This is a genomic window from Arthrobacter rhamnosi (genome assembly GCF_054510855.1).
In genome coordinates, this window is the sequence record NZ_JBTNDT010000002.1 from 210,816 (window position 1) to 232,573 (window position 21,758).

At 67.8% G+C, this 21,758-nt stretch carries 21 protein-coding genes; 13 read left to right on the plus strand and 8 right to left on the minus strand.

The genetic code is table 11. The features are described 5' to 3' along the window. Window positions 1–31 precede the first annotated feature (31 nt). From ACX80I_RS05365 to ACX80I_RS05390, 6 genes are read left to right on the plus strand one after another with little or no spacing between them, the layout of a single operon-like run. Complete coding sequence (locus tag ACX80I_RS05365) at window positions 32–940, plus strand: class II glutamine amidotransferase domain-containing protein (protein WP_459344103.1); 909 nt, start codon at window positions 32–34, stop codon at window positions 938–940. Further along, window positions 928–1,650, plus strand: coding sequence for a GltB/FmdC/FwdC-like GXGXG domain-containing protein (locus tag ACX80I_RS05370; RefSeq protein ID WP_459344104.1), 723 nt, complete (start codon window positions 928–930; stop codon window positions 1,648–1,650). Before ACX80I_RS05365 ends, ACX80I_RS05370 begins: the two co-directional genes overlap by 13 nt. A gap of 13 nt (window positions 1,651–1,663) precedes the next feature. Beyond that, the gene (locus tag ACX80I_RS05375; protein WP_459344105.1) at window positions 1,664–3,040 is read left to right on the plus strand and encodes an FMN-binding glutamate synthase family protein; all 1,377 of its coding nucleotides are present in this window, start codon (window positions 1,664–1,666) and stop codon (window positions 3,038–3,040) included. A 9-nt stretch (window positions 3,041–3,049) separates the two neighbouring features. Then, window positions 3,050–4,180 (plus strand): FAD-dependent oxidoreductase, encoded by a 1,131-nt coding sequence (locus ACX80I_RS05380; RefSeq protein WP_459344106.1) that lies wholly within the window; start codon window positions 3,050–3,052, stop codon window positions 4,178–4,180. After that, complete coding sequence (locus ACX80I_RS05385; protein ID WP_459344107.1) at window positions 4,167–5,456, plus strand: allantoate amidohydrolase; 1,290 nt, start codon at window positions 4,167–4,169, stop codon at window positions 5,454–5,456. Before ACX80I_RS05380 ends, ACX80I_RS05385 begins: the two co-directional genes overlap by 14 nt. A 49-nt stretch (window positions 5,457–5,505) precedes the next feature. Continuing rightward, window positions 5,506–6,093 (plus strand): helix-turn-helix domain-containing protein, encoded by a 588-nt coding sequence (locus ACX80I_RS05390; RefSeq protein WP_459344108.1) that lies wholly within the window; start codon window positions 5,506–5,508, stop codon window positions 6,091–6,093. A 91-nt stretch (window positions 6,094–6,184) separates the two neighbouring features. Here ACX80I_RS05390 and ACX80I_RS05395 read toward each other — a convergent pair whose 3' ends face one another. The 4 genes from ACX80I_RS05395 to ACX80I_RS05410 all read right to left on the minus strand — a co-directional run bounded on the left by ACX80I_RS05395 (window position 6,185) and on the right by ACX80I_RS05410 (window position 10,985). Continuing rightward, window positions 6,185–6,697, minus strand: coding sequence for a riboflavin kinase (locus ACX80I_RS05395; RefSeq protein ID WP_459344109.1), 513 nt, complete (start codon window positions 6,695–6,697; stop codon window positions 6,185–6,187). A 65-nt stretch (window positions 6,698–6,762) separates the two neighbouring features. Continuing rightward, the gene (locus tag ACX80I_RS05400; RefSeq protein WP_459344110.1) at window positions 6,763–8,268 is read right to left on the minus strand and encodes an NAD-dependent succinate-semialdehyde dehydrogenase; all 1,506 of its coding nucleotides are present in this window, start codon (window positions 8,266–8,268) and stop codon (window positions 6,763–6,765) included. A 116-nt stretch (window positions 8,269–8,384) separates the two neighbouring features. Beyond that, entirely contained in the window at window positions 8,385–9,914 is a 1,530-nt protein-coding gene (locus tag ACX80I_RS05405) for a BCCT family transporter (protein ID WP_459344111.1), read from the minus strand. Between the two features lie 126 nt (window positions 9,915–10,040). Next, the gene (locus tag ACX80I_RS05410; RefSeq protein WP_459344112.1) at window positions 10,041–10,985 is read right to left on the minus strand and encodes a flavin reductase; all 945 of its coding nucleotides are present in this window, start codon (window positions 10,983–10,985) and stop codon (window positions 10,041–10,043) included. Window positions 10,986–11,165: 180 nt separating this feature from the next. Here ACX80I_RS05410 and ACX80I_RS05415 point away from each other — a divergent pair, with 180 nt between their 5' ends. The 7 genes from ACX80I_RS05415 (at window position 11,166) to ACX80I_RS05445 (ending at window position 16,621) form a co-directional block, all read left to right on the plus strand. After that, on the plus strand, window positions 11,166–11,822 hold the full coding sequence (locus ACX80I_RS05415; RefSeq protein WP_459344113.1) for a GntR family transcriptional regulator: 657 nt from the start codon (window positions 11,166–11,168) through the stop codon (window positions 11,820–11,822). 98 nt (window positions 11,823–11,920) lie between these two features. Continuing rightward, entirely contained in the window at window positions 11,921–12,544 is a 624-nt protein-coding gene (locus ACX80I_RS05420) for an amino acid synthesis family protein (protein WP_459344114.1), read from the plus strand. Next, window positions 12,541–13,092 (plus strand): amino acid synthesis family protein, encoded by a 552-nt coding sequence (locus tag ACX80I_RS05425; protein ID WP_459344115.1) that lies wholly within the window; start codon window positions 12,541–12,543, stop codon window positions 13,090–13,092. Before ACX80I_RS05420 ends, ACX80I_RS05425 begins: the two co-directional genes overlap by 4 nt. Then, a complete protein-coding gene (locus ACX80I_RS05430) occupies window positions 13,089–13,844 on the plus strand; it encodes an alpha/beta fold hydrolase (protein WP_459344116.1) in 756 nt (251 codons plus the stop codon). Before ACX80I_RS05425 ends, ACX80I_RS05430 begins: the two co-directional genes overlap by 4 nt. After that, the gene (locus ACX80I_RS05435) at window positions 13,837–15,318 is read left to right on the plus strand and encodes an aldehyde dehydrogenase (protein WP_459344117.1); all 1,482 of its coding nucleotides are present in this window, start codon (window positions 13,837–13,839) and stop codon (window positions 15,316–15,318) included. The genes ACX80I_RS05430 and ACX80I_RS05435 overlap by 8 nt, the downstream gene beginning before the upstream one ends. A gap of 11 nt (window positions 15,319–15,329) precedes the next feature. Then, entirely contained in the window at window positions 15,330–15,536 is a 207-nt protein-coding gene (locus ACX80I_RS05440; protein ID WP_459344118.1) for a tautomerase family protein, read from the plus strand. A gap of 41 nt (window positions 15,537–15,577) precedes the next feature. After that, the gene (locus ACX80I_RS05445) at window positions 15,578–16,621 is read left to right on the plus strand and encodes an LLM class flavin-dependent oxidoreductase (RefSeq protein WP_459344119.1); all 1,044 of its coding nucleotides are present in this window, start codon (window positions 15,578–15,580) and stop codon (window positions 16,619–16,621) included. Between the two features lie 105 nt (window positions 16,622–16,726). Here the strand turns inward: ACX80I_RS05445 and ACX80I_RS05450 are convergent, their stop codons facing one another. The 4 genes from ACX80I_RS05450 to ACX80I_RS05465 all read right to left on the minus strand — a co-directional run bounded on the left by ACX80I_RS05450 (window position 16,727) and on the right by ACX80I_RS05465 (window position 21,695). Beyond that, window positions 16,727–17,860 (minus strand): tyramine oxidase subunit B, encoded by a 1,134-nt coding sequence (locus ACX80I_RS05450; protein ID WP_459344120.1) that lies wholly within the window; start codon window positions 17,858–17,860, stop codon window positions 16,727–16,729. A gap of 146 nt (window positions 17,861–18,006) precedes the next feature. Continuing rightward, the gene (locus ACX80I_RS05455) at window positions 18,007–19,119 is read right to left on the minus strand and encodes a hypothetical protein (protein ID WP_459344121.1); all 1,113 of its coding nucleotides are present in this window, start codon (window positions 19,117–19,119) and stop codon (window positions 18,007–18,009) included. 100 nt (window positions 19,120–19,219) lie between these two features. After that, window positions 19,220–20,902 carry an ABC-F family ATP-binding cassette domain-containing protein gene (locus tag ACX80I_RS05460; RefSeq protein ID WP_459344122.1) on the minus strand — a complete coding sequence of 561 codons (1,683 nt, stop codon included), beginning with the start codon at window positions 20,900–20,902 and terminating at the stop codon, window positions 19,220–19,222. A 52-nt stretch (window positions 20,903–20,954) separates the two neighbouring features. After that, window positions 20,955–21,695, minus strand: coding sequence for a response regulator (locus ACX80I_RS05465; RefSeq protein ID WP_459344123.1), 741 nt, complete (start codon window positions 21,693–21,695; stop codon window positions 20,955–20,957). Between the last annotated feature and the right edge of the window lie 63 nt (window positions 21,696–21,758).

The window sequence follows — 21,758 nt, forward strand, 5'->3', positions numbered from 1 at the left end:
AACACGCCACTCTCTCGAAAAGGACCCCCTTATGTGCGGAATCGCCGCGCTGCAGCTGCGCAACCCCTCGCTGCATCCCTCCATGGGCAGAATGCTGTCCTCGATGCTGTGCCAGATCGTGGACCGGGGACCGGATTCCGCCGGCCTTGCCGTCTACGACACCCCGGACCTCGTCGCGAGGGGCCGGTCCACCCTGAGCCTCCTGGGCCGGGACCACGGCTTGGCACCCGCAGAGCTCACGGCGGAGATCGCCGGCATGCTCCCGCTCGACGCCGCAGCAACCGTGCAGGTGGTGGGTGACACCACCCTGGTGAGCGCCGCCGTCGACACGGACCTCCTGGTGAAAGCCGTCCACGAGGTACTGCCGGCCTCCACCATGATCGGCCGGGGACAGCACGTGGCCGTCATGAAAGGCGTGGGCCACCCGATGGAGATCGCGGCCGACCACGGACTCGACGCGATGGCAGGCAGCCAGGGGCTCTCCCACACCCGGATGGCCACCGAGTCCGCCGTCACGGCGGGCGGCTCGCACCCCTTCTCCGTGGCGGACGACCTGTGCCTGGTCCACAACGGCTCCTTCTCCAACCATGCGACGGTCCGGCGTGAGCTCAAGCGCGAGGGCGCAGTGTTCGATTCGGAGAACGATACCGAGGTCGGCGCCCGGTACATCGCGTCCCGGTTGAAGCAGGGCGACACCCTGGAGGAGTCCCTGGTCAACCTCGGCAAGGTCCTCGACGGGTTCTACACCCTGGTGGTCACCACAGCGGACAGCATGGCCGTGGTGCGTGATCCCATCGCCTGCAAGCCGGCCATTATCGCCGAGACCGACGACTACGTGGCCATGGCCTCCGAATACCGCGCCCTGGCCGCCCTGCCCGGCATCGAGAGCGCCCGCATCTTCGAACCCGAACCCGGAAAGGTCTACACATGGTCACTCTGACAACGCCCGAGGTCGACATGTCCCCCGCCGCTGCAGGCATCGGAGTCGACCTCGACGAGAGCCCCGTCCGCGAGCTGAACCAGGCGCTCCACGACGCCGTCGACGGCCAGTCCTGGACCGTCACCAGCCCCGGGGGGAAGCACAGCCTCGCCGTCGGGATCAACGCGGACGTCGACGTCACCATCGAGGGCCACGCCGGCTACTACGCCGCCGGGATGCACCAGAAGGGAAGCGTGACCATCAACGGGAACGCCGGTGTCGGCCTGGCCGAGAACATCATGTCGGGCACGGTCCATGTGACGGGTGATGCCTCCCAGTCGGCCGCTGCGACCGGACACGGTGGCCTGGTGGTCATCGACGGCAATGCCGGCGCCCGCTGCGGCATCTCCATGAAGGGCGTGGACATCGTGGTCGGCGGGAACATCGGCCACATGTCCGCGTTCATGGCGCAGGCCGGCCGGCTGGTGGTCTGTGGCGACGCGGGCGACGCCCTGGGCGACTCCATCTACGAGGCGCGCCTCTACGTCCGCGGCTCGGTGGCCTCGCTCGGCTCGGACTGCGTCGAGAAGCCGATGGCCGCGGAACACCTCGAGGAACTGGGGAGCCTGCTGGCGGCTGCCGGGCGGACCGAGGACCCCGCCGAATTCCGCCGCTACGGCTCGGCCCGGAACCTCTACCACTTCCACGTCGACAACTCGACGTCGTACTGACAAGGATGCTTTGATGACCATCACCTCCGCCCCCCAAAGCCTTCCCGCACAGGTACCCCCGCAGGTTCCCGTCCAGGACATTGCCGAGCTCGGGCTGCGCGAATCGGCCACCTTCGATCGCGCCACCATCGCCGACATCCAGCGCGCCGCTGCGACCGGGGTCTACGACATCCGCGGGTGGGGCGCCAAGCGCAAGGTCCCGCACTTCGACGACCTGCTCTTCCTCGGTGCGTCCATGTCGCGCTACCCCCTGGAGGGCTACCGCGAAAAGTGCGACACCGACGTCGTCCTCGGCGACCGGCACGCCAGTAGGCCCCTGCACCTGCAGACCCCGGTGACCATCGCCGGCATGAGCTTCGGCGCACTGTCCGCCAACGCCAAGGAGGCACTCGGCCGCGGGGCGAGCGAGGTGGGCACCTCGACCACCACGGGCGACGGCGGCATGACGCCGGAAGAGCGCGGCCAGTCCAAGCACCTGGTCTACCAGTACCTGCCGTCCCGGTACGGCATGAACCCGGACGACCTGCGCAAGGCCGACGCCATCGAGATCGTGCTGGGCCAGGGCGCCAAGCCCGGCGGTGGCGGGATGCTGCTGGGCCAGAAGATCACCGAGCGCGTGGCCGGGATGCGGACGCTGCCCGTCGGCATCGACCAGCGGTCGGCCAGCCGCCACCCGGACTGGACCGGACCGGACGACCTGGAGATCAAGATCGGTGAGCTGCGTGAGATCACCGACTGGAAGACACCCATCTACGTCAAGATCGGCGCCTCGCGCCCGTACTACGACACGGCGCTCGCCGTGAAGTCCGGCGCCGACGTCGTGGTGGTCGACGGCATGCAGGGAGGCACCGCGGCGACGCAGCAGGTCTTCATCGAGAACGTGGGCATCCCCACCCTCGCCGCCATTCCCCAGGCAGTCCAGGCCCTGCAGGAACTGGGCGTCCACCGGAAGGTCCAGCTCATCGTCTCCGGTGGCATCCGCACCGGCGCGGACGTCGCCAAGGCGATGGCCCTGGGCGCCGACGCCGTCGCGATCGGCACGGCGGCACTCATCGCCCTGGGGGACAACGATCCCCGCTATGCCGCCGAGTACTCCGCTCTGGGGTCTGCCGCCGGCTTCTACGACGACTTCCAGGACGGCCGTGACCCCGCCGGCATCACCACCCAGGACCCGGACCTCGCCTCACGGCTCGACCCGGTGGCCGCCGGCTGCCGCCTGGCCAACTACCTCCGCGTCCTCACCATGGAGGCCCAGACCATCGCACGGGCCTGCGGGAAGTCGCACCTGCACAACCTGGAACCGGAGGACCTCGTGGCCCTCACGATCGAGGCCTCGGCCATGGCACGGGTTCCCCTGGCAGGGACCAGCTGGATTCCCGGTGCAGGCTAGGGTTCCTCCATGACTGATTCTTCTGACTTCGTCGTGGTCGGCGCCGGGCTGGCCGGTGCCGCCACCGCCTGGCAGCTCGCCGCGCGCGGCCACTCGGTGACCATCCTGGAACGCGACGTTCCGGCAACCTCCCGTGGCAGTTCGCACGGCTCGGCGCGCATCTTCCGCTACGCCTATCCGGATCCCTTCTACACGCGGGCGGTCGTGGAGTCGAAGACCCTCTGGGACGAACTCGAGCGCGTAAGCGGGAAGCAGCTCATCACCCCGACCGGCGCCGTGGACTACGGCTCCGGGCGGCACCCCGAGCAGCTGGCGGGGATCCTCGCCGGGGCCGGCGTCGACCACGAACTCCTCAGCGCCGGCGAGGCCCGGTCCCGCTGGCCCTCCATCGCCTTCGACACCCCTGTCCTGTGGCACCCGGGAGCGGGGGTGATGGACGCGGAGACCTCGGTCACCGCGATGGTGGACCTGGCCGTGGAACACGGCGCGGACCTGCGGACCGGCTGGACCGTCACCGGAGTGGAACGGGAGGGCCACGCCTACCGTGTCCTGTCCGACACGGGCATGTCGGTCGTGGCAGGGAACGTCGTCGTCGCCGCCGGCGGCTGGCTCCCGGACCTGCTGGGGAGCCTCCCGCTGCCGGCGGGGTTCCTCGCCGACCTCCCGGAGATCGCCGTGCGGCAGGAACAGGCCTTCCACTTCCGGTACCGCGACGACGGACCCTGGCCGACCTTCATCCACAAGGCCGCGGACATGCAGGTCTACGGGCTGCCCGGCGGGCGGGACGCGGGCTTCTCGGGCCAGAAGGTCGCCGAATTCAACGGGGGCAAGGTTCTCCCGTCCGCGGCACGGCAGGACGGCGTCGTCGATCCTGCCAACCGGCTCCGGGTCGTGGAGTACGTGCGGCGGTACCTGCCGGGCCTGGACCCCGAGCCCTACGCGGAGACCACCTGCCTCTTCACCAACACCCCCGACGAGGACTTCATCATCGACCGGGTGGACGGACTGACGGTCCTCTCCCCCTGCTCCGGACACGGAGCCAAGTTCGCACCACTCATCGGGCAGTGGGCAGCCGACCTGGCCACGGGTGCGGGCAGCATCCCGACGCTCTTCCGGCCCACCCTGCATGTCAGCAGCTGATACCTGCTGCCCCACCACGAGAATCGGGACCACCATCGTGCCCTTCGCCACTTCTTCGACCACCCCTGCCACCGTCACCGGACTGCTGCACAGCATCACCACCGTGGGCCGGGACAGGGTGCGCGGAGGGTTCTCCCGACCCGTCTTCTCCGCGGCGGAGATGGATCTGAGGTCCTGGTTCATCGAGCAGGCGGAAGCGCGGGGTCTCGAGGTGAGCACCGATTCCAACGGGATCATCTGGGCCTGGTGGGACACGGCGTCGGGCCTCAGGGAGGACGCCGTCGTCACCGGCAGTCACCTCGACTCGGTGCCCGGTGGCGGGGAGTACGACGGACCCCTCGGGGTGGCATCCGCCCTGGTTGCCGTCGACACCCTCAGGGCCCGGGAACTCGAGCCGCGGCGACCCCTGGTCATAGCGGTCTTCCCGGAAGAGGAAGGCTCCCGGTTCGGTATCGCCTGCCTCGGCTCCCGCCTACTCACCGGTGCCATCGACGCGGACAAGGCCCGGCAGCTCCGGGACCGGGACGGCACCACGTACGCCGACGCCGCCAGGGCCAACGGGCAGGATCCCACGCGAATCGGCGCCGACGACGGGATCCTCGGGCAGCTGGGGGTCTTCGTGGAACTCCACGTGGAGCAGGGGCGCGGGCTGATCGACCTCGACCGGCCGGTCGCCATCGGGTCGTCGATCCTGGGGCACGGCCGCTGGAAGCTCAGCATCAGTGGCCAGGGCAACCATGCCGGCACCACGCTGATGACCGACCGCCGGGACCCGATGGTCGCGGCGGCGAAGATGATCATCGGCATCCAGGAGACCGCGAAGTCCCACAGTGACGCCCGCGCGACCGTGGGGCGGGTGGAGCCGGTCCCCGGTGGAACCAACGTCATCGCCTCCCGGGTGGACCTCTGGATCGACGTGCGCCACCCCGACGACGCGGTGACCGCCGCCGTCGTCGAGGCCATCCAGGCCCGCGCCGTCGTCCAGGCAGCCGAGGAGGGCTGCACCGCCCTCCTGACCCTGGAATCCCTCAGCCCCACCGTGCAGTTCGACGGCGGGCTGAGGGACCGCCTCCGGACGCTGCTCCCCACGGCGCCCGTCCTGCACACCGGAGCCGGACACGATGCCGGGATCCTCGGCACGCACCTCCCCACGGCCATGCTGTTCGTCCGGAACCCCACCGGCATCTCCCACTCGCCCGAGGAAGCGGTCGACGACGCCGATGCAGAAGCAGGCGCCATCGCACTGGCCGACGCGCTCGCCGGGCTGCTCTCCTGAGACCCCCGATGAGCCGGATCCTTTTACGGGTCTCTCTAGGATGGCCTGTATGAGTGAACAAGCCCGGGACGACGTCGGCGGCACGATCGAGCAGGTCATCGGCACGCAGGTGAGGCACTACCGGACGGCCCAGAATCTCTCCTCCGCGGAACTCGCCGCCCGCACCGGACTGTCCAAGGGCATGATCTCGAAGATCGAGACGGCGAGCACCTCCTGCTCACTGACGACGCTGCAGCGACTGGCGGACGGCCTGACCATCCCTGTCACAGCCCTCTTCCGCGGAGCGGACACCGATCGGGATGCCACCTTCACCAAGAGCGGCGAAGGCAGCGTCACCGTCCGCAGCGGCACGCAGCACGGACACGAGTACCGCGTCCTGGGAACCCTCAAGGGACGGCCCGGCGCGTTGGAGCCGACCCTCGTCACACTCTCCAATGCCTCCGACGTCTTCCCCCTGTTCCAGCATCCCGGAACGGAGTTCATCTACATGCTCTCCGGCCGGATGGTCTACGGACACGGACGGTACGAGTATGCGATGGAGGCCGGGGACTCCCTCCTCCTCGACGGGGAAGGACCCCATGGGCCGCTCGAACTGCTCGAACTACCCATCCGGTTCCTGGCCGTCGCAGCCCCGTGAGCGAGTCCCGGCGCCGGGTCGGGACCCCTGCGACGGGTGGTCGGCCATCTGCCGCAACGATTCCGGGGACGGGTACCGATGGCGGAGGTGTTCACGCCGGGAGGTCCGCCCATGACGCGGCCCGGGTGTAGCTGAGGACTCCCGGAGGGCAGGCGGGGGCTGCCTGCGAGACCCGCTCCCGCTGCCGTGCCCAGGCTTCCACGTCCGCTATGTCCCGGTGGAGCTGTTCCACGAGGTGCGTGGAGCTCTCGAAGCCCCACTGTGGGCGCAGGCGATGCAGAAAGCTCACCCTGACCCGCCGACCGTAGATCTGGTCATCGAAGTCGAGGAGAAAGGCCTCGATCAGCCGCACTCCGTCCTCCGCGTAGTACGTGGGCCGGCTGCCGAGGGAGATGGCCGCGGTGAACTCGGGTCCGTCGTCCTGCGGATCGAGCTGCACCGTCCCTGCCCACACACCGTCCTCGACCGTGACGGTGTCGCCGGGGATGTTGGCAGTAGGGAATCCGAGAAGCCGGCCCCGCTTGTCTCCGTGGGTGACGACTCCTTCGACGACACGATCGTCAGGACGGACCAGGGATCGGCTTCCGGTGCTCGGTGACTGCATCTTCTGTACTTTCCTCCAGAACTAGGACATGGACACTGCGAAGGGATTCTGCTGGTGAAGGCGTCCTAGGCCCACGGGCTCTCCATCCCGATGTACTGGGTGGTGGTGTACTCGGCGATCCCTTCGGCGCCGCCCTCACGACCGATCCCGGACTGCTTCACCCCGCCGAAGGGCGCGGCCGCGTTGGAGATGACTCCGACGTTCAGGCCCATGAGGCCGAACTCGATGCGCTCGCCGACACGCAGTGCTCGGGGAATGTCCTCGGTGAAGACGTAGGAGGCGAGCCCGTACTCCGTCGAATTGGCGAGCTCGACGGCGTCATCCTCGTCGACGAAGGTCACCACGGGTGCGACCGGTCCGAAGATCTCCTCCCGTACGACCCGCGCGTCCCGGGGGACATTCGTCAGGAGCGTGGGCTGGAAGAAGTATCCCGGGCCGTCGATGCGCGAACCGCCGACCACGACGTCCGCACCGCGCGCGACGGCGTCGTTCACGAGTGCCTCGACGGAGTCCCGGGCCTTGGCCTCCACGAGAGGTCCCACGTCCACGCCGTCGTCGACCCCGTTGCCCACGGTGAGCGCCGCCATCTTCCCGGCGAGTCTGGACACGAATTCGTCGGCGATGGATTCGTGGACCAGAAGGCGGTTGGCCGCGGTGCAGGCTTCGCCCATGTTGCGCATCTTGGCTGCCATGGCGCCGGTGACGGCCTTGTCGATGTCCGCGTCCTCGAAGACGATGAGGGGGCCGTTGCCGCCCAGTTCCATCGAGGTGCGCAGGACGTTGTCCGTCGCGAGCTTCATGAGCTGTTTGCCGACGGGCGTAGAGCCGGTGAAGGACACCTTCCGCAGGCGCGGATCGGCGAGGATCGGTTCGGAGACGGACGCTGCGGATGCCGAGGACACCACGTTGAGAACCCCGGCGGGGAGGCCGGCGTCGATCATGATCTGTGCGAAGTACTGCGAGGTGAGGGGCGTGAGGCGTGCAGGCTTGAGCACCATGGTGCAGCCTGCGGCGACGGCGGGAGCGATCTTGCGGGTGGCCATGGCCAGGGGGAAGTTCCAGGGGGTGATGAGCAGGCATGGACCGACCGGTTTGCGCGAGACGAGCATGCGCAGGGTGCCCTCGGGTGCCTCGGAGTAGCGCCCGTAGTCGCGTACGGCCTCCTCGGAGAACCAGCGAAGGAACTCGCCGCCGTATCTCACCTCGCCGAGAGCTTCGCTCTCGGGCTTGCCCATCTCAAGGGTCATCAGCAGCGCCAGGTCGTCGGCGCGGTCCTGCACCAGGTCGAAGGCCCGGCGCAGGATGTCCGACCGGGATCGGGAGGACGTTCGCGCCCAGGCTGCCTGGGCGGCCGCGGCAGCATCCATCGCCGCCTCTGCGTCCTTCCGGGTGGCAGAGGCCAGAGTCGCTATCACCTCGCCGGTGGCGGGGTTCTCCACCGGGAAGGTGCCTCCGTCGGAGGCCTCCCGCCACCGTCCGTCGATGAGGAGCCCGGTGGGGGTCCTCGCCAGCACCTCGGCGATCCTCCTCTGGACCGTCGGGGTGTCCAGGACCAGATTGGTGTTGCTCATGTATCAGCCTCTTCGTTGGCGTGTTGCTCATCGGGGACGGGAAACGCCCGGTGATGCCGGGTCGGGGAGCCGGTGGCGGGGCAGGGCTCCGTGCGGCTCCTGCCCCGCCACCGATCTCAGCGCTGGTCCTCGCGGATGTCCCTCTGGCGGATGTCGTCGAGTCGGGCGTGGCGCAGCAGTTCGAACTCCGGGTCCTTGCGCAGCTCGAGGATCAGTGAGATGCCGAGGAGCGCGACGATGATGGTGAAGGGCAGGGCGGAGAGCATCGCGGCCTGCTGCAGGGCGGCGAGCCCGCCGGCTGCGAGGAGCACCACCGCGCACAGCCCGGTGAGGGTCCCCCACAGTGTGAGGACGGGCTTGGAAGGGGTCAGGGTGCCCCGGGACGACAGCATGCTCAGGACGTAGGTGTTCGCGTCCGCACCGGAGATGAAGAACAGTGCGACCAGCAGTACCGTGAGCACGGCCGTGATATTCGACAGCGGGAGCTGATCGAGCATCGTGAAGAAGGCGGAGTTGATGTTGGCGGTGGTCGCCTCGCCGATGCCGGCTCCGTCCATGTCCATCTTGATGGCCGCGCCGCCGAAGATGGTGAACCAGGCGAAGAACACCAGGCTGGGTACCAGCAGCACTCCGGCCACGAACTGCCGGACGGTGCGGCCCTTGGAGATCTTCGCGAGGAATACCCCGACGAAGGCGCCCCAGCTGAGCCACCAGGCCATCATGAAGTAGGTCCACCACTGCATCCACTGAAGGTCCTCCGGCGTGGAGGGAGTGGTCAGGCTGGTCGTGAAGAAGTCGCTGGCGTACTGGCCGATGGAGCGGAAGAACAGGTTGGAGATGAAGTTCGTCGGTCCCATCACGAAGACATAGACCGCCAGGAGGGCAGACAGGCCCATGGTGATCTCGCTGATGTACTTGATCCCCTTGTTCACCCCGGAGAGGGCCGAGAGGGTGAACAGGACGGTGATCACAGCGATGATGACGATCTGGACGGCCAGGTTGGTCGGCAGTCCGAGGATGCGGTTCAGGCCCTCGGCGATCTGCGAGGCGCCCAGACCGAGGGAGGTCGTGGTCCCGAACAGTGTGGCGATGATGGCGAAGATGTCGATGGCCTTCCCGAACCAGCCGTCGACGAGCTTGCCGAGCACGGGTCGGAGCATCGGTGAGACCAGTCCCGGGCGCCCCTTGCGGTGGGTCGAGTACCCGATCGCCAGCCCGAAGACCCCGAAGACAGCCCAGGCGTGCAGGCCCCAGTCGAAGAAGCTGTACTGCATGGCCAGCACGGCGGCGTTCATCGTCTCCGGTTCCGCCAGGGCATGGGGCGGTGCCATGAAGTGGGAGATGGGCTCGGCCACGCCGTAGCTCACCAGTCCGATGCCCATGACCGCCGAGAGGATCATCGCCAGCCAGGCCCACGTACTGTATTCCGGACGGGCGTCGTTGGAGCCTAGTCGGATGCTGCCGTACCGGCTGAAAGCCAGGTAGAGCAGCAGCCCGATGCTGAGCAGGGTCACGATCAGGTAGCTCCACCCGACGGAGCCGGCCGCCCAGTTGATGCTGGCCGTCATGACCGCGTTCAGGGAAGCCGGGGAGAGTGCGGCCCAGAGGACGAAAGCCGCGATGAGCGCGATCGCGACGACGAGCACCGCTCCCGGCTTCGCTCTCCGGGATGGGTGAGGCAGGGAAGAACGGGTTGAACGTGGTGGATTGATCTGCTGGACCACGGGTTTCTCCGGTTTCATTGGCGGGAGGTCGGGCTTACTCGGAGGGGATCAGAGCTGGGTGAGGTTGTCGCTGTCGTAGAAGCGCCCGGCCTTGTAGATGATCGGAGCTGTTTCGACGACTTCCGCGTGCCGGACCCGGCAGATGAAGACGGTGTGTGTCTTCGCCTGGAACCGTTCGCGGATCTCGGCCTCGAGCGAGGCCGGGGATCCGTCGATCAGTGGACTGCCGTTGGGTCCTTCATGCCAGTCCACCTCCGCGAATTTGTCGGTGGACTTGGAGGCGAACGTTGCGATGGTTTCCCGCTGTTCGGTGCCCAGGATGTTGATACCCAGATGGGTGGCCGCGAACAATGCCGGATACGTGGAGGAGGTCTTCTGGATGCACACCATGACCAGGGGTGGTTCCAGCGAGACGGAGGCGTAGGCGTTGACCGCGAGCCCCTTGGGGGCGCCCTGGTCCTGGGTGGTCACCACGGTGACGCCGGTGATGAACTGCCGGTTGAAGGTCTTCATGATCTGAGGGTCGGGCTCGCCCGAGAGGTCGTCGATCGTGACGTCCTCCCCCGTGGAGGGCGCATCACGGAGATGACGGACACCGAGGCTGTGCAGCAGTTCCGAGCCGTCCCAGGTGACTTCCTCCCGGGCGATCCTTCCGTCCACGAGGTTCAGGTGGTTGCACCCGCGGGTCTGCACCTGGCGGTTCGTCGCCGGCACCCCCAGGAAGGTCTCGGTGTGAGTGCCCGTGCTCGTCCAGAAGATCGCGGCCGTATCACCGTCGATGACGACCGAGTCGATGGTCGTCGTCAGGTCCGGGAAGCCGGAACGCGTCGCCTCGATCTCGTCCTGCAGATCGGACAGCGTCGCCTCGTTACCGCTGGAGCGGCTGACCCGGACGTAGTCCGGCGTGACGATCGAAGCCAGAGCGGCCACGTCCCCGCGGTCCCATGCAGCCTGCCAGGTGGAATGAAGAGTCTCTTCGAATGTCTGTTGCATGGTAGTAGACGTTAGCCACGTCACATAGCCGCGTCAATACAACGGCGCTACTCGTTATTAACCCTGGGTAAACAGCGTATTTCCCCGTGACCCACCCCTGCCACCTTGACGGGCCGAATCCCGAGCCTTAGCGTTTGTTGTATGCAACAGCTTCTGAATTCTGAGGAACCGGACACTAGCGTGGGCGAGGCTTCCCTGCTCGACCGTGTCCGTGAACTGGTCCTGGGTGGGACCTTCTCTCCGGGCGCACCACTCTCGGAGGTCTTTCTGGCGCAAGCATTCGACGTGAGCCGGACGCCCATCCGGGAGACGCTGAAGCAACTGCAGCACGAGGGACTCGTGGAGATCAGGCCCAAGGTCGGCACGTTCATACGGGAGCCCACCCGACGGGAGATCGTCGAGCTCTTCCAGTTGAAGGAGAGCCTGGAAGGCCTTGCCGCGGGCCTGCTGGCGCGCCGCGGCTCGGTGCGGGAGCTGGACGTGCTCGAGCGCAACATCGAGGAGTCCGACCGCGTAACGGAGGCACAGGACGCGACACGGTACGCACAACTCGTGCACGAGTTCCACCGCACCATCATCACCGGGTCGGAGAACTCGAAGCTGGTGGAGCACTATGACCGGCTCATGAACCAGCTGGCCTATCACCGGCTCGTGCTGCGCACGGCCGAACACCCCGGCCGGATTCGGGCTTCCACAGGCGAGCATCGAGTGGTGCTCGCCATGATCCGGGACAAGGACCATTTCGGAGCTGAGGCAGCCATGCGCAATCACGTCCACGCCTCGGCCCGCGAAGTCCTCACCGACGCCAGGACCTCCCCCAGTCCGCTTTCCTCCTAGACCGGACGCCAGGGCGTCCGTTGCCCCGGCAATGCTGCCCGGTAGCCACCGGCTCTCCCCCCCCGTCGACGTCACCCCTGCTCGGAAAGGCCCCGCACATGTCCACTCCCGCCCTCACCGCCCCCGGCGCCGACATCCGGAAGATCGTCTACTACCAGGAGGAAGTCCTCACCGAGAACGGGCAGAGCCCTGCCTGTCCGATCAGACGCGCCAGCGTCGCAGCGGTCGTGTCCAACCCCTGGGCCGGGACCGGTCCGGAGACCGATCTCGGTCGGCTGACCGAGGAACTCGCTCCACAGCTGGCCCGGACGCTGACCGACCGCCTGGTGAACGGCCTCGGCGGTGCCGACCGCATCGAAGCGTTCGGCAAGGCAGCGATCGTGGGTACCGCCGGCGAGATGGAGCACGCCGCAGCACTCATTCACACTCCCTATTTCGGCAACCTGGTCCGTGAGTTCCTCGAGGGGTCCTCCATCATCTGCTTCGCCGACGATCGGGCCGAACCCGGCCAGGCACTCGTCGTTCCCATGTGGCACAAGGATCAAGCCTCGACTCGCAGCCACTATCAGACCATGTCCGCCCGCGTCAGTGACGGGCCCCGGGCCGACGAGATCGTCGTCGTCGTTGCTGCATCCACCGGATCCCGCCCACATCCTCGTATCGGGGACCGACTCACCGACCCCGCCGTCACATCCGCCATCCTCGAAGGAGCCTCCGCATGAACACCCGAAAGATCGTCACCCTGGTCGAAGAGATCCTCACCGAAGGCGGCCGGCCCGTCGAGCCTGCAGCACGCGTCGCCGTCGTCGCAGCAGTCATCGCCAACCCCTGGGCCGGGCAGGGCTTCGTCGAGGACCTCAACCCCGGCATCGATGCGAACGCGTCCGACGTCGGCGCGCTGCTGGCCGCCCGCGTGGTGGAAGCCCTCGGGGAACCCGTCGAGGCGTTCGGCAAGGCCGCGATCGTCGGCCTCGACGGTGAGATCGAGCACGGCTCGGCACTCATCCACACCCTCAAGTTCGGTAACCACTTCCGCGACGCCGCCTCCGCCACGACCCTGCTGCCCGCTGTGGAGAAGCGCGGGCCGGCCGGGGTCACGTTCGACATTCCCCTCAAGCACGTCACCGATGCGACCATCCGATCCCACCACCAGAGCATCGAGGTCCGGCTGGCGGACGCACCGCATCCCGGAGAGATCGTCATCGCTCTCGCCGCCGCGGCCCAGGGACGCCCCCAGCAACGCCTGGCCCCGTTGAGCAGCGAGCAGTGACCGACTCCCAGCTCCGCCCGATCGTTCTGCTGCATGGGGTGGGACTGGACCGGACCATGTGGGAGCCCCTGCAGGAGGAGCTGGCGGTTCTCTCCGGCCGCCCCGTCCTGGCGCTGGACCTGCCCGGTCATGGAGGCCAAGCGACACTGGCCGCCCCGGTGTCACTGGGCGATCTCGCCCAGGACGTCGCGGAACGCCTGCCCGGCCGCGCCCATCTGGTCGGTTTCTCGTTGGGTGCACTCATCGCGCAGCACCTGGCTCTTCACCGGCCGGACCTGGTTGCATCGCTCACCAGTGTGAGTTCGGTCTGCCGACGCACCGAGGCGGAAAGGACCAGCGTGCAGGCACGGCTCGACGGTGCACGCACGGATTTCCCGAGCAGCGTCGAGGGGTCCATCGCCCGGTGGTATCCGGGCGGTCAGGGCGTGAGCGAGGACAGGATCGAGAGGACCCGCAGGACGCTGCTGAGCAACGACGTGGAGTCCTACCTCCATGCCTACCGGGTGTTCGCCACGGCCGACGCCGAGATCGGCCCGCAGCTCGGCCGCATCGGCGTCCCCTCCCTCGCAGTCACAGGGGAACTCGACCCCGGGTCCACGCCGGACATGACACGCCGACTCGGCGAGGCGATCCCGGGTGCCGGGACCGCCGTCGTCCCCGGCGCCCGCCACATGCTCCCCGTCGAGCAGCCGGCCGAACTCGCACGCATCATCCATCACTTCATCACCGAATCGAGTGGAGACCATGACTGAGCAGTACAACCACTTCATCGGCGGGCAGTACGTCCCACCCGCCGGGAATGAGTACTTCGAAAGCACCAACCCGGCAACCCTCGACGTCCTCTACACCGCAGCTCGCGGAACCTCCACCGACATCGATGTCGCAGTGACGGCCGCTCAACGCGCATTCACCGATCCGCGGTGGCGCGACCTCTCCGCCACCCGGCGCGGTCACCTGCTGCGGCGCCTCGGAGACCTCGTTGCGGAGAATGCCGATGCGCTGGCCCGAATGGAGTCCGAGGACAACGGCAAGCTCCTGCGCGAGATGCGCGGCCAGCTGACCAGCCTGCCGGAGTACCTGTACTATTACGCAGGCCTGGCCGACAAGGTCCAGGGCAGCCAGGTCCCCACGAACTCCGTCTCCATGTTCAACTACACCCAGCGCGAGGCGCTCGGTGTGGTCGGCGCGATCACGCCCTGGAATTCCCCCCTCACGCTGACCACCTCCAAACTCGCCCCCGCTCTCGCGGCCGGCAACACGCTGGTCATCAAACCGTCCGAGTACACCTCGCGTACCGTTCTGCGACTCGCCGAGCTCGCCACGGAGGCAGGGTTCCCCGACGGCGTCGTCAACGTGGTCACCGGGTACGGCGTCGAGGCCGGAGCGCCGCTGGTCGATCACCCCGGACTCGCGAAGATCTCCTTCACCGGGTCCACCGCCACGGGAGCGCGCATCGCGGCCTCCGCGGCGTCCCGCTTCATCGGCTGCACCCTCGAGCTGGGCGGCAAGAGCCCGAACATCGTCTTCGACGACGCCAACATCCCCAATGCGGCGATGGGCGTGGTGGCCGGGATCTTCGCCGCCGCCGGGCAGACCTGCATCGCGGGCAGCCGGGTCTTCGCACACCGCTCCGTCTACGACGAGCTGCTGGAGCGGGTCGCGGAACGCGCCCGCAGCATCATCGTCGGGGACCCGCTGCTCGACGCCACCGAACTCGGCCCCCTGGCCTTCGCCGACCAGCGGGACAAGGTCAGCTCCTACGTCGACCTCGGCGTGAGCGAGGGCGCAACGGTGCTCACGGGCGGCAGACGCCCCGAGGTCGACCTGCCGGGCTACTTCTACGCGCCCACGGTACTGACCGACGTCGACAACACCATGCGCGTGACGCGCGAGGAGATCTTCGGACCCGTCGCCGCCATCATGCCCTTCGACACCGAGGACGAGGTGTTGGGGCTCGCCAACGACACCGACTACGGGCTCGCCGCCGGCGTATGGACCCAGAACCTCGCCCGCGCCCACCGGATGAGCCGGAAGCTGGAAGCCGGCACGATCTGGGTGAACACCTACCGGGCGATGTCGCCGATGTCCCCGCGCCAGGGTTTCAAGAACAGCGGGGTCGGCATCGAGCACGGGCTCGAGTCGATGCACGAGTACACGCGCCTGAAGAGCGTGTGGATCAACACGGACGAGGAACCCGTCGCGGACCCGTTCGTCATGCGCGGTTAGGAGCTTCTTCCATGCCTCTCATCGACGTGTCCATCGCCGAAGGCCGTACACCCGTCCAGCTCCGTGCACTCGTGGCCGCCCTCCACCGCGCCGCGGAGGAGACGGTCGGCGCCCTGCCGCAGAACACCACCGTCATCATCCGTGAAGTGCCGCTCACGCACTGGTCCAGAGGGGATCGGACGATCGCGGAGATGAGAAGCAGTCCTGAGCCGACCTGAACCACTCAATCGCTTGCACCGCACCACAGGAGGTAACAACAATGCGTTTCTCACTCTTCGCCCACATGGAACGATGGGACACCGCCGTCAGCCACCATCAGCTGATGGAGGACCTGGTCGAGCTGGTTCGGATCGCCGAGGACGGCGGGTTCTCGACCGTCTGGACCGGCGAGCACCACGCCATGGAGTACACGGTGTCCCCCAGCCCCATGCCCGTACTCGCGTATCTCGCCGCCAAGACGTCTACCATCCGCCTCGGCGCTGGAACGCTCATCGCCCCGTTCTGGAACCCGATCCGGGCAGCAGGGGAGTCCGCTCTCGTGGACGTCATCAGCAACGGACGACTCGAGCTCGGCATAGCCCGCGGCGCCTACCAGTTCGAGTTCGACAGGCTTGCCGGCGGGATGCCCGCGGCGGCCGGTGCGGAGCACCTGCGTGAGCTCCTCCCCGCGATGCAGGCCCTGTGGCAGGGGGACTACGCCCACGACGGCAAGATCTGGCAGTTCCCCACCTCCACCAGCGTGCCGAAGCCGGTACAGGACACCATCCCCATCTGGGTGGCGGCACGCTCCCCCGAGTCGCACGAGTTCGCCGTGGAGAACGGTTTCAACATCATGGTCACCCCCCTGATGAAGGACGATGCCGAAGTGGCCGACCTGACCGGCAAGACCAGGGCCGCGATGGACAAGTTCCCGGGTTCCCGCAGGCCCGAGGTCATGTGCCTGCGTCATACGTACGTGCACGCAGCCGACGATCCCGAAGGCTGGCGCCCAGGGGCTGCCGCGATCAACCGCTACTACAGGTCCTTCGACGCGTGGGCAGGCAACAAGACGACGCCCGTCGACGGATTCCTCGACCCCTCACCCGAGGAGAAGTTCGCGGACCGGCCGGAGTTCGAGCCCGAGAGCCTGCACAGGTCGGCGATGATCGGCACCCCTGACGAGGTGGTGGGCCGTATCAAGCACTACCAGGAGCTGGGTGTCGACGAGTTCAGCTACTGGATCGACAACGGGATGAGCCACGAGGAGAAGAAGAAGTCACTGGAACTCTTCGTCAGGGAGGTTGTTCCGGCGTTCAGCGCCTGACCATGACCCGATACCGCCGATGAGCCATCCGCATCGACCAGCCGTCCCACCAGGTCCACGATCCTCCTGGTGGGACGGCTGGTGCGTTCCGACAGGCTCACCAGGTCAGGCGAGGGCCGGCGTGTTCCAGAGATTCAGGACGGTGCCGATGTTCTTCTCCTCCGCGGCCCGGTACAGGTCGGTCGCCCACGCGACGTCCTCCACGGGCATCCCGCCCACCGAATAGAGGATGATCTCGTCGTCGTTCCGGCGACCGGGAAGCTTGCCGGTCGCGATGTCGGCGATCTCCTCGATCTTCGAGGCGGCGATCTCCCCGGAGCCGAGCAGCCCGAACCAGTGGGACCCAGGGATGCCCAGGATCTGGTAGGCGGTAGGCCCGTATTCCTCGAGCCATGCCTGGTAGAGACCCTCGGCATCAATGACGAGACGCGCGTCTCCCGTGAGGAAGTCGTCGTCGAAACGGGCTGCAGCCGGAAGCAGCAGCAGGGCCCCGGGCTTGATGGCCGATTTCGGGAAATAGGGGAACGCGTCGCTACCCGCGGCGTCCGTGGTGGTTGTCGCCATGACGATGTCGGCGTCGGCGATGGCCTCCTCGATGGTCTCCGCCGATGCGATGGTGGTGAGCTGTGAGAATTTGTCCCTGGCCCACTCCGTGAATGCCTGCGTGCTGGCGGCGCTGCGGCCCTTCACCAGGACCGTGTCGATCGAGGGGCGCAGTGCCAGGGTCGTCTCGAGAACCGATCGCGCGATGACCCCCGGGCCGACGACGGCCGCGACCTTCGCGTCGGCCTTCGCGAGGTGCTTGACCCCGACGCCGGGTACAGCTCCGGTGCGGTAGGCACTGAGGAGATTGGCACTCATGATGGCCAGGGGCGCGCCGGTGTCCCGGTCGTTCAGCACGAAGACATGGATCGATCGAGGCAGGCCACTGAGGCGGTTCTGCGCGTTGGATCCGTACCACTTGACTCCGGAGGTGCCGAAGCGGCCGCCGAGGTAGGCGGGCATGGCCATGAACCGGCGATCGGGGCCGTCCTTCGGCATGCCCTCGAACTCAGGGTCCTCGGGGAAGGTGATCATCGCCCCGTGGGAGTTGCCGTTGTCCCCCGCCATCCGGTAGTCGCCCTGGCGCAGGAGGACGAGGGCCTCCTCCATCACGTCCGTGCAGCGTATGACGTCGCCTACACCGGCTTCGACCATGTCGGGCTCGCTGAGGTAACGGAAGTTGATCTCGGTGGACATCGGCACTCCTGGTGGTTCATCTCGGGAAACTGCAATTACCACCATTAAACATAATCGGGATTTCCCGTCCATCACCGGCCGGTTTCGTCGAGGTAACGTCTGGTCGGGCCGTCGGCGAGCGGTAGACGGCACCGGTCGTCGAGGCGCTACTGCCCCGGGACCACCGGGTCCCGCGCCACCTCGATGCGCTCCCCGGTCACCGTCACGGTCGCACCGAGGGACAGCCGCTGGGTGTCCTCCACGTGCGTCCAGCGTGGGGGCTTCCCGCCGTCGAACTCGGCGTTGCGCTCGTACGAGAAGGTGGCCTCGCCGTCGTCGGACCGGAGCCGGTACACCCCGGGCTGGTAGGACTGCTCGAGCGTGAAGGAGGGCTCTCGGACCAGGGTCCAGCGCGGATCGCGGACATCCTCGGGATCCCCGAAGAGGTAGGACCGGTTGGGGCAGCCGCTGGGAGAGGCTTCCGGAGAGGCGATGCAGCGGTCGAGGGCCGCGGTGACCTCGGCGACGGCGTCGGCCATGACTGCAGGGGTGGCAGCAGGCTTCACCAGCACTCCGCGCGGTGCGGGCCCGTCCACCGGAACCGTGACCACCTGCCGGGTCCCGTAGGACAGGTACCGGGAGGGCGCCGGCGGTGAGACGACGTACTCCCCGGGAAGCGCCGGGAGGGTCACGGAGCGCAGGCCCGCGTATGCACCGGGGTCTCCGGGAGGCAGGGCGACGTCGGCCCCGTTGACGTCGATGGCCTGCAGGTCCTCGGGGATCACCATGCTGATGTCGGTGATGGGTTCCGGCCCGTCCAGGCGCCAGTCGCCGAAGAACACGCCGGTGGATCCGGTCCGGGTCAGGGTGAACTCGAGAGTGCTGGTGCTTCCGTCCTGCGCCAGGTGGGCGGTCACCGTCGCGGTGTCGTCGTCCACCGAGATGTCGCGGAGCTCGTACGCCGTGATGCGGTGATCGGCCGTGCCGTACACGGCGTTCGCCAGCAGTGCGTCCTGCCCGTCGCCGGGGGTTCTTCCGAGAAGGCTCCGGGACGCCTCGGCGTCACCTGCCACGAGGGCGTCGAGGTAGGCCTCGACCTGCTTGTCGGGTCCGAAGACCCACTGGTCGACCAGCTTGATCGTCACCATGGCTGCGATCAGTACCACCGCGGCGACGACGCCTCCCCAGATCACCCGTCCCCTCGTGCCCGAACCCGTTCCAGTCCCCATGATTCCCCCGTGTGCGGCGATGTGGTGGCGCCCGCAGTCGTCGTCGTCCACCCTACAGAGGGTGCGTCAGCAACCGATGGTGCACCGGATGCAGGCAGGGTTATCCACGATTGTGGATAACCCTGTGGAGGGCCTGTGGACGAAGGCCGTTTCAGCGGGCGCGGACGACCCGGCTCTCGTCCCACACGGGTTCCTTCGTCTCGTACACCTTGCCGTCGGAGCCGAAGACGAGGAACCGGTCGAAACTCCGGGCGAACCAGCGGTCGTGCGTCACGGCCATGACCGTGCCCTCGAAGGCATCGATGGCGCGCTCGAGCGCCTCCGCCGAATGCAGGTCGAGGTTGTCCGTCGGCTCGTCGAGCAGCAGCAGGGTTGCACCGGACAGCTCCAGCAGGAGGATCTGCAGGCGGGCCTGCTGGCCGCCCGACAGGGAGTCGTAGGGCTGCTCGGCCTGTGCCGCCAGCCCGTAGCGGTCGAGGACGGCGGACGCTGCTTCGCGGCCCAGGCCGGACCGGTGCTCGTCGCCCCGGTGGAGGATGTCGACGAGCGTGCGCCCGAGGAGGTCGGGGCGCGCGTGCGTCTGCGCGAAGAACCCCGGCCGGATGCGCGCACCCAGCTTCACGGAGCCCTCGTGGGGAACCGGGGCTATGTCGACGTCGGACACAGGCAGGTGCTCCTTGTCCGGGTCCGATCCACCACCGGCCAGCAGCCGCAGGAAGTGCGACTTGCCGGAGCCGTTGGACCCCAGTACTCCCACACGGTCGCCGAACCAGATCTCGGTGCTGAAAGGCTTCATGAGACCCGTCAGTTCGAGCTTCTGGGCCACGACGGCGCGCTTGGCGGTCCGTCCGCCCTGCAACCGCATGGACACGTTCTGCTCCAGCGGGATCGCTTCCGGCGGCCCCGCCTCCAGGAACTTCGCGAGGCGGGTCTGTGCCGCGTGGTAGCGGTTGGCCATGTCCGAGCGGAACGCGGCCTTGTTCTTGTACATGTTGACGAGTTCCTTGAGCTTGATGTGCTCCTCGTCCCAGCGCTTGCGCAGCTCCTCGAACCGCGCGTTCCGGTCCTCGCGCGCCTTCAGGTAGGTCTCGAAACCGCCGCCGTGCGTCCAGGACGACGCCCCCAGGGCCCCCGGCTCGAGCGTCACGATGCGCGTTGCGGCGTTGGCGAGCAGCTCACGGTCGTGGCTGACGAACAGCACGGATTTCTTCGACTCGCGGAGCTTCGCCTCGAGCCAGCGCTTGCCCGGGACGTCGAGGTAGTTGTCCGGCTCGTCGAGGAGCAGGAACTCGTCAGGACCGGAGAACAGCGCTTCGAGCACCAGCCGCTTCTGCTCGCCGCCCGAGAGCGACGACGCCGCCCGGTACTGCGCCCGGTCGAACGGGACGCCGAGGGCGGCCATCGTGACCTCGTCCCACGTGGTCTCCAGCTCGTAGCCGCCGGCATCGCCCCAGTCCGCGATCGCCTGCGCGTAGCGCATCTGCGTGGGCTCGTCGTCGGCCTCCATCATGGCCAGTTCGGCGTCGTCGATCCTCTTGGCCGCGGCGGCCAGCACCGGTGGCGCGGCCGAGACGAGCAGGTCGCGGACGGTCGTGTCGTCGCGCACCTGGCCGACGAACTGGCGCATGATCCCCATGGTCCCCGAGCGGCTCACCGCCCCCTCATCGGGTGCGAGGTCCCCGGCGATGATGCGCAGCAGGGTGGTCTTCCCTGTGCCGTTGGGTCCGATCAGCGCCGTCTTGTGGCCGTCGCCGACCTTGAACGCAACGCCGTTGAGCAGCTGCCTGCCGTCGGAGAGGAAGTAATCGATGCCGGATACGTCGAGATGAGCCACGCATCCAGTGTTTCATCCACGGACAAACCCGCCGACGGACCGGCGGGACCGGTCAGTCCTGCTGGTCGCCCGGCATCATGCGGTAGCCCACCCCGCGCACCGTGCGGATGAAACGGGGGTTGCTGATGTCCTCTCCGAGCTTCTTGCGGAGGTTGCGGATGTGCACCTCGACGAGATGGTGGTCCTGGCTCCAGCCGTCCCCCCATACCCGGTTCAGCAGCGCCTCGCGCGTCCACACCCGTTGGGCGCCCGTCAGGAGTGTCTCCAGCAGGTCGAACTCGATGCGGGTCAGTGCGAGCTCCTGGCCGGCCAGCGTGACCACGCGACCCTCGACGTCCATGACCAGGCCGTTGTGCCGCAGCAGTGCGTTGCCGCCGGGCTCCGGCGGCTGGACGGCGCCGGTGCCGGCACCGGTACGGGGACGGCGGAACATCGCCGACACGCGTGCGGAGAGCTCCCTGGGGCTGAAGGGCTTGCCGATGAAGTCGTCCGCGCCGATCTCGAGGCCGATCAGGCGGTCGATCTCGTCCTGCCGTGCCGTCACCATCACGATGTACGCATCGCTGACGGCGCGGCACTGCCGGCACACCTCGACGCCGTCGAGATCGGGCAGGTTGAGGTCGAGGGTGACCAGGTCGGGCCGGTGTTCCTTCAACGCCGCCAGGCCCTCCAGGCCCGACGAGGCCTCGACGATCGTGAAGCCGTTCATGCGCAGCGTCGTGGCGAGCAGTTCGCGGATGTCCGGATCGTCCTCGACGATCAGCGCCGTGCGGTGGGACGGAGGAACGGACATGAAACAAGGGTTTCATACATCGGTGTCCGTTGGCGCCCCGGGCACGGACTTGTCTTGATCGGA

Coding starts and splice junctions, on each gene's coding strand:
- ACX80I_RS05375 (WP_459344105.1), top strand. CDS start 1,664: ATGACCATCACCTCCGCCCCCCAAAGCCTTCCCGCACAGGTACCCCCG.
- ACX80I_RS05425 (WP_459344115.1), top strand. CDS start 12,541: ATGAACACCCGAAAGATCGTCACCCTGGTCGAAGAGATCCTCACCGAA.
- ACX80I_RS05390 (WP_459344108.1), top strand. CDS start 5,506: ATGAGTGAACAAGCCCGGGACGACGTCGGCGGCACGATCGAGCAGGTC.
- ACX80I_RS05385 (WP_459344107.1), top strand. CDS start 4,167: ATGTCAGCAGCTGATACCTGCTGCCCCACCACGAGAATCGGGACCACC.
- ACX80I_RS05445 (WP_459344119.1), top strand. CDS start 15,578: ATGCGTTTCTCACTCTTCGCCCACATGGAACGATGGGACACCGCCGTC.
- ACX80I_RS05400 (WP_459344110.1), bottom strand. CDS start 8,268: ATGAGCAACACCAATCTGGTCCTGGACACCCCGACGGTCCAGAGGAGG.
- ACX80I_RS05440 (WP_459344118.1), top strand. CDS start 15,330: ATGCCTCTCATCGACGTGTCCATCGCCGAAGGCCGTACACCCGTCCAG.
- ACX80I_RS05465 (WP_459344123.1), bottom strand. CDS start 21,695: ATGTCCGTTCCTCCGTCCCACCGCACGGCGCTGATCGTCGAGGACGAT.
- ACX80I_RS05395 (WP_459344109.1), bottom strand. CDS start 6,697: ATGCAGTCACCGAGCACCGGAAGCCGATCCCTGGTCCGTCCTGACGAT.
- ACX80I_RS05450 (WP_459344120.1), bottom strand. CDS start 17,860: ATGTCCACCGAGATCAACTTCCGTTACCTCAGCGAGCCCGACATGGTC.
- ACX80I_RS05435 (WP_459344117.1), top strand. CDS start 13,837: ATGACTGAGCAGTACAACCACTTCATCGGCGGGCAGTACGTCCCACCC.
- ACX80I_RS05410 (WP_459344112.1), bottom strand. CDS start 10,985: ATGCAACAGACATTCGAAGAGACTCTTCATTCCACCTGGCAGGCTGCA.
- ACX80I_RS05370 (WP_459344104.1), top strand. CDS start 928: ATGGTCACTCTGACAACGCCCGAGGTCGACATGTCCCCCGCCGCTGCA.
- ACX80I_RS05420 (WP_459344114.1), top strand. CDS start 11,921: ATGTCCACTCCCGCCCTCACCGCCCCCGGCGCCGACATCCGGAAGATC.
- ACX80I_RS05380 (WP_459344106.1), top strand. CDS start 3,050: ATGACTGATTCTTCTGACTTCGTCGTGGTCGGCGCCGGGCTGGCCGGT.
- ACX80I_RS05365 (WP_459344103.1), top strand. CDS start 32: ATGTGCGGAATCGCCGCGCTGCAGCTGCGCAACCCCTCGCTGCATCCC.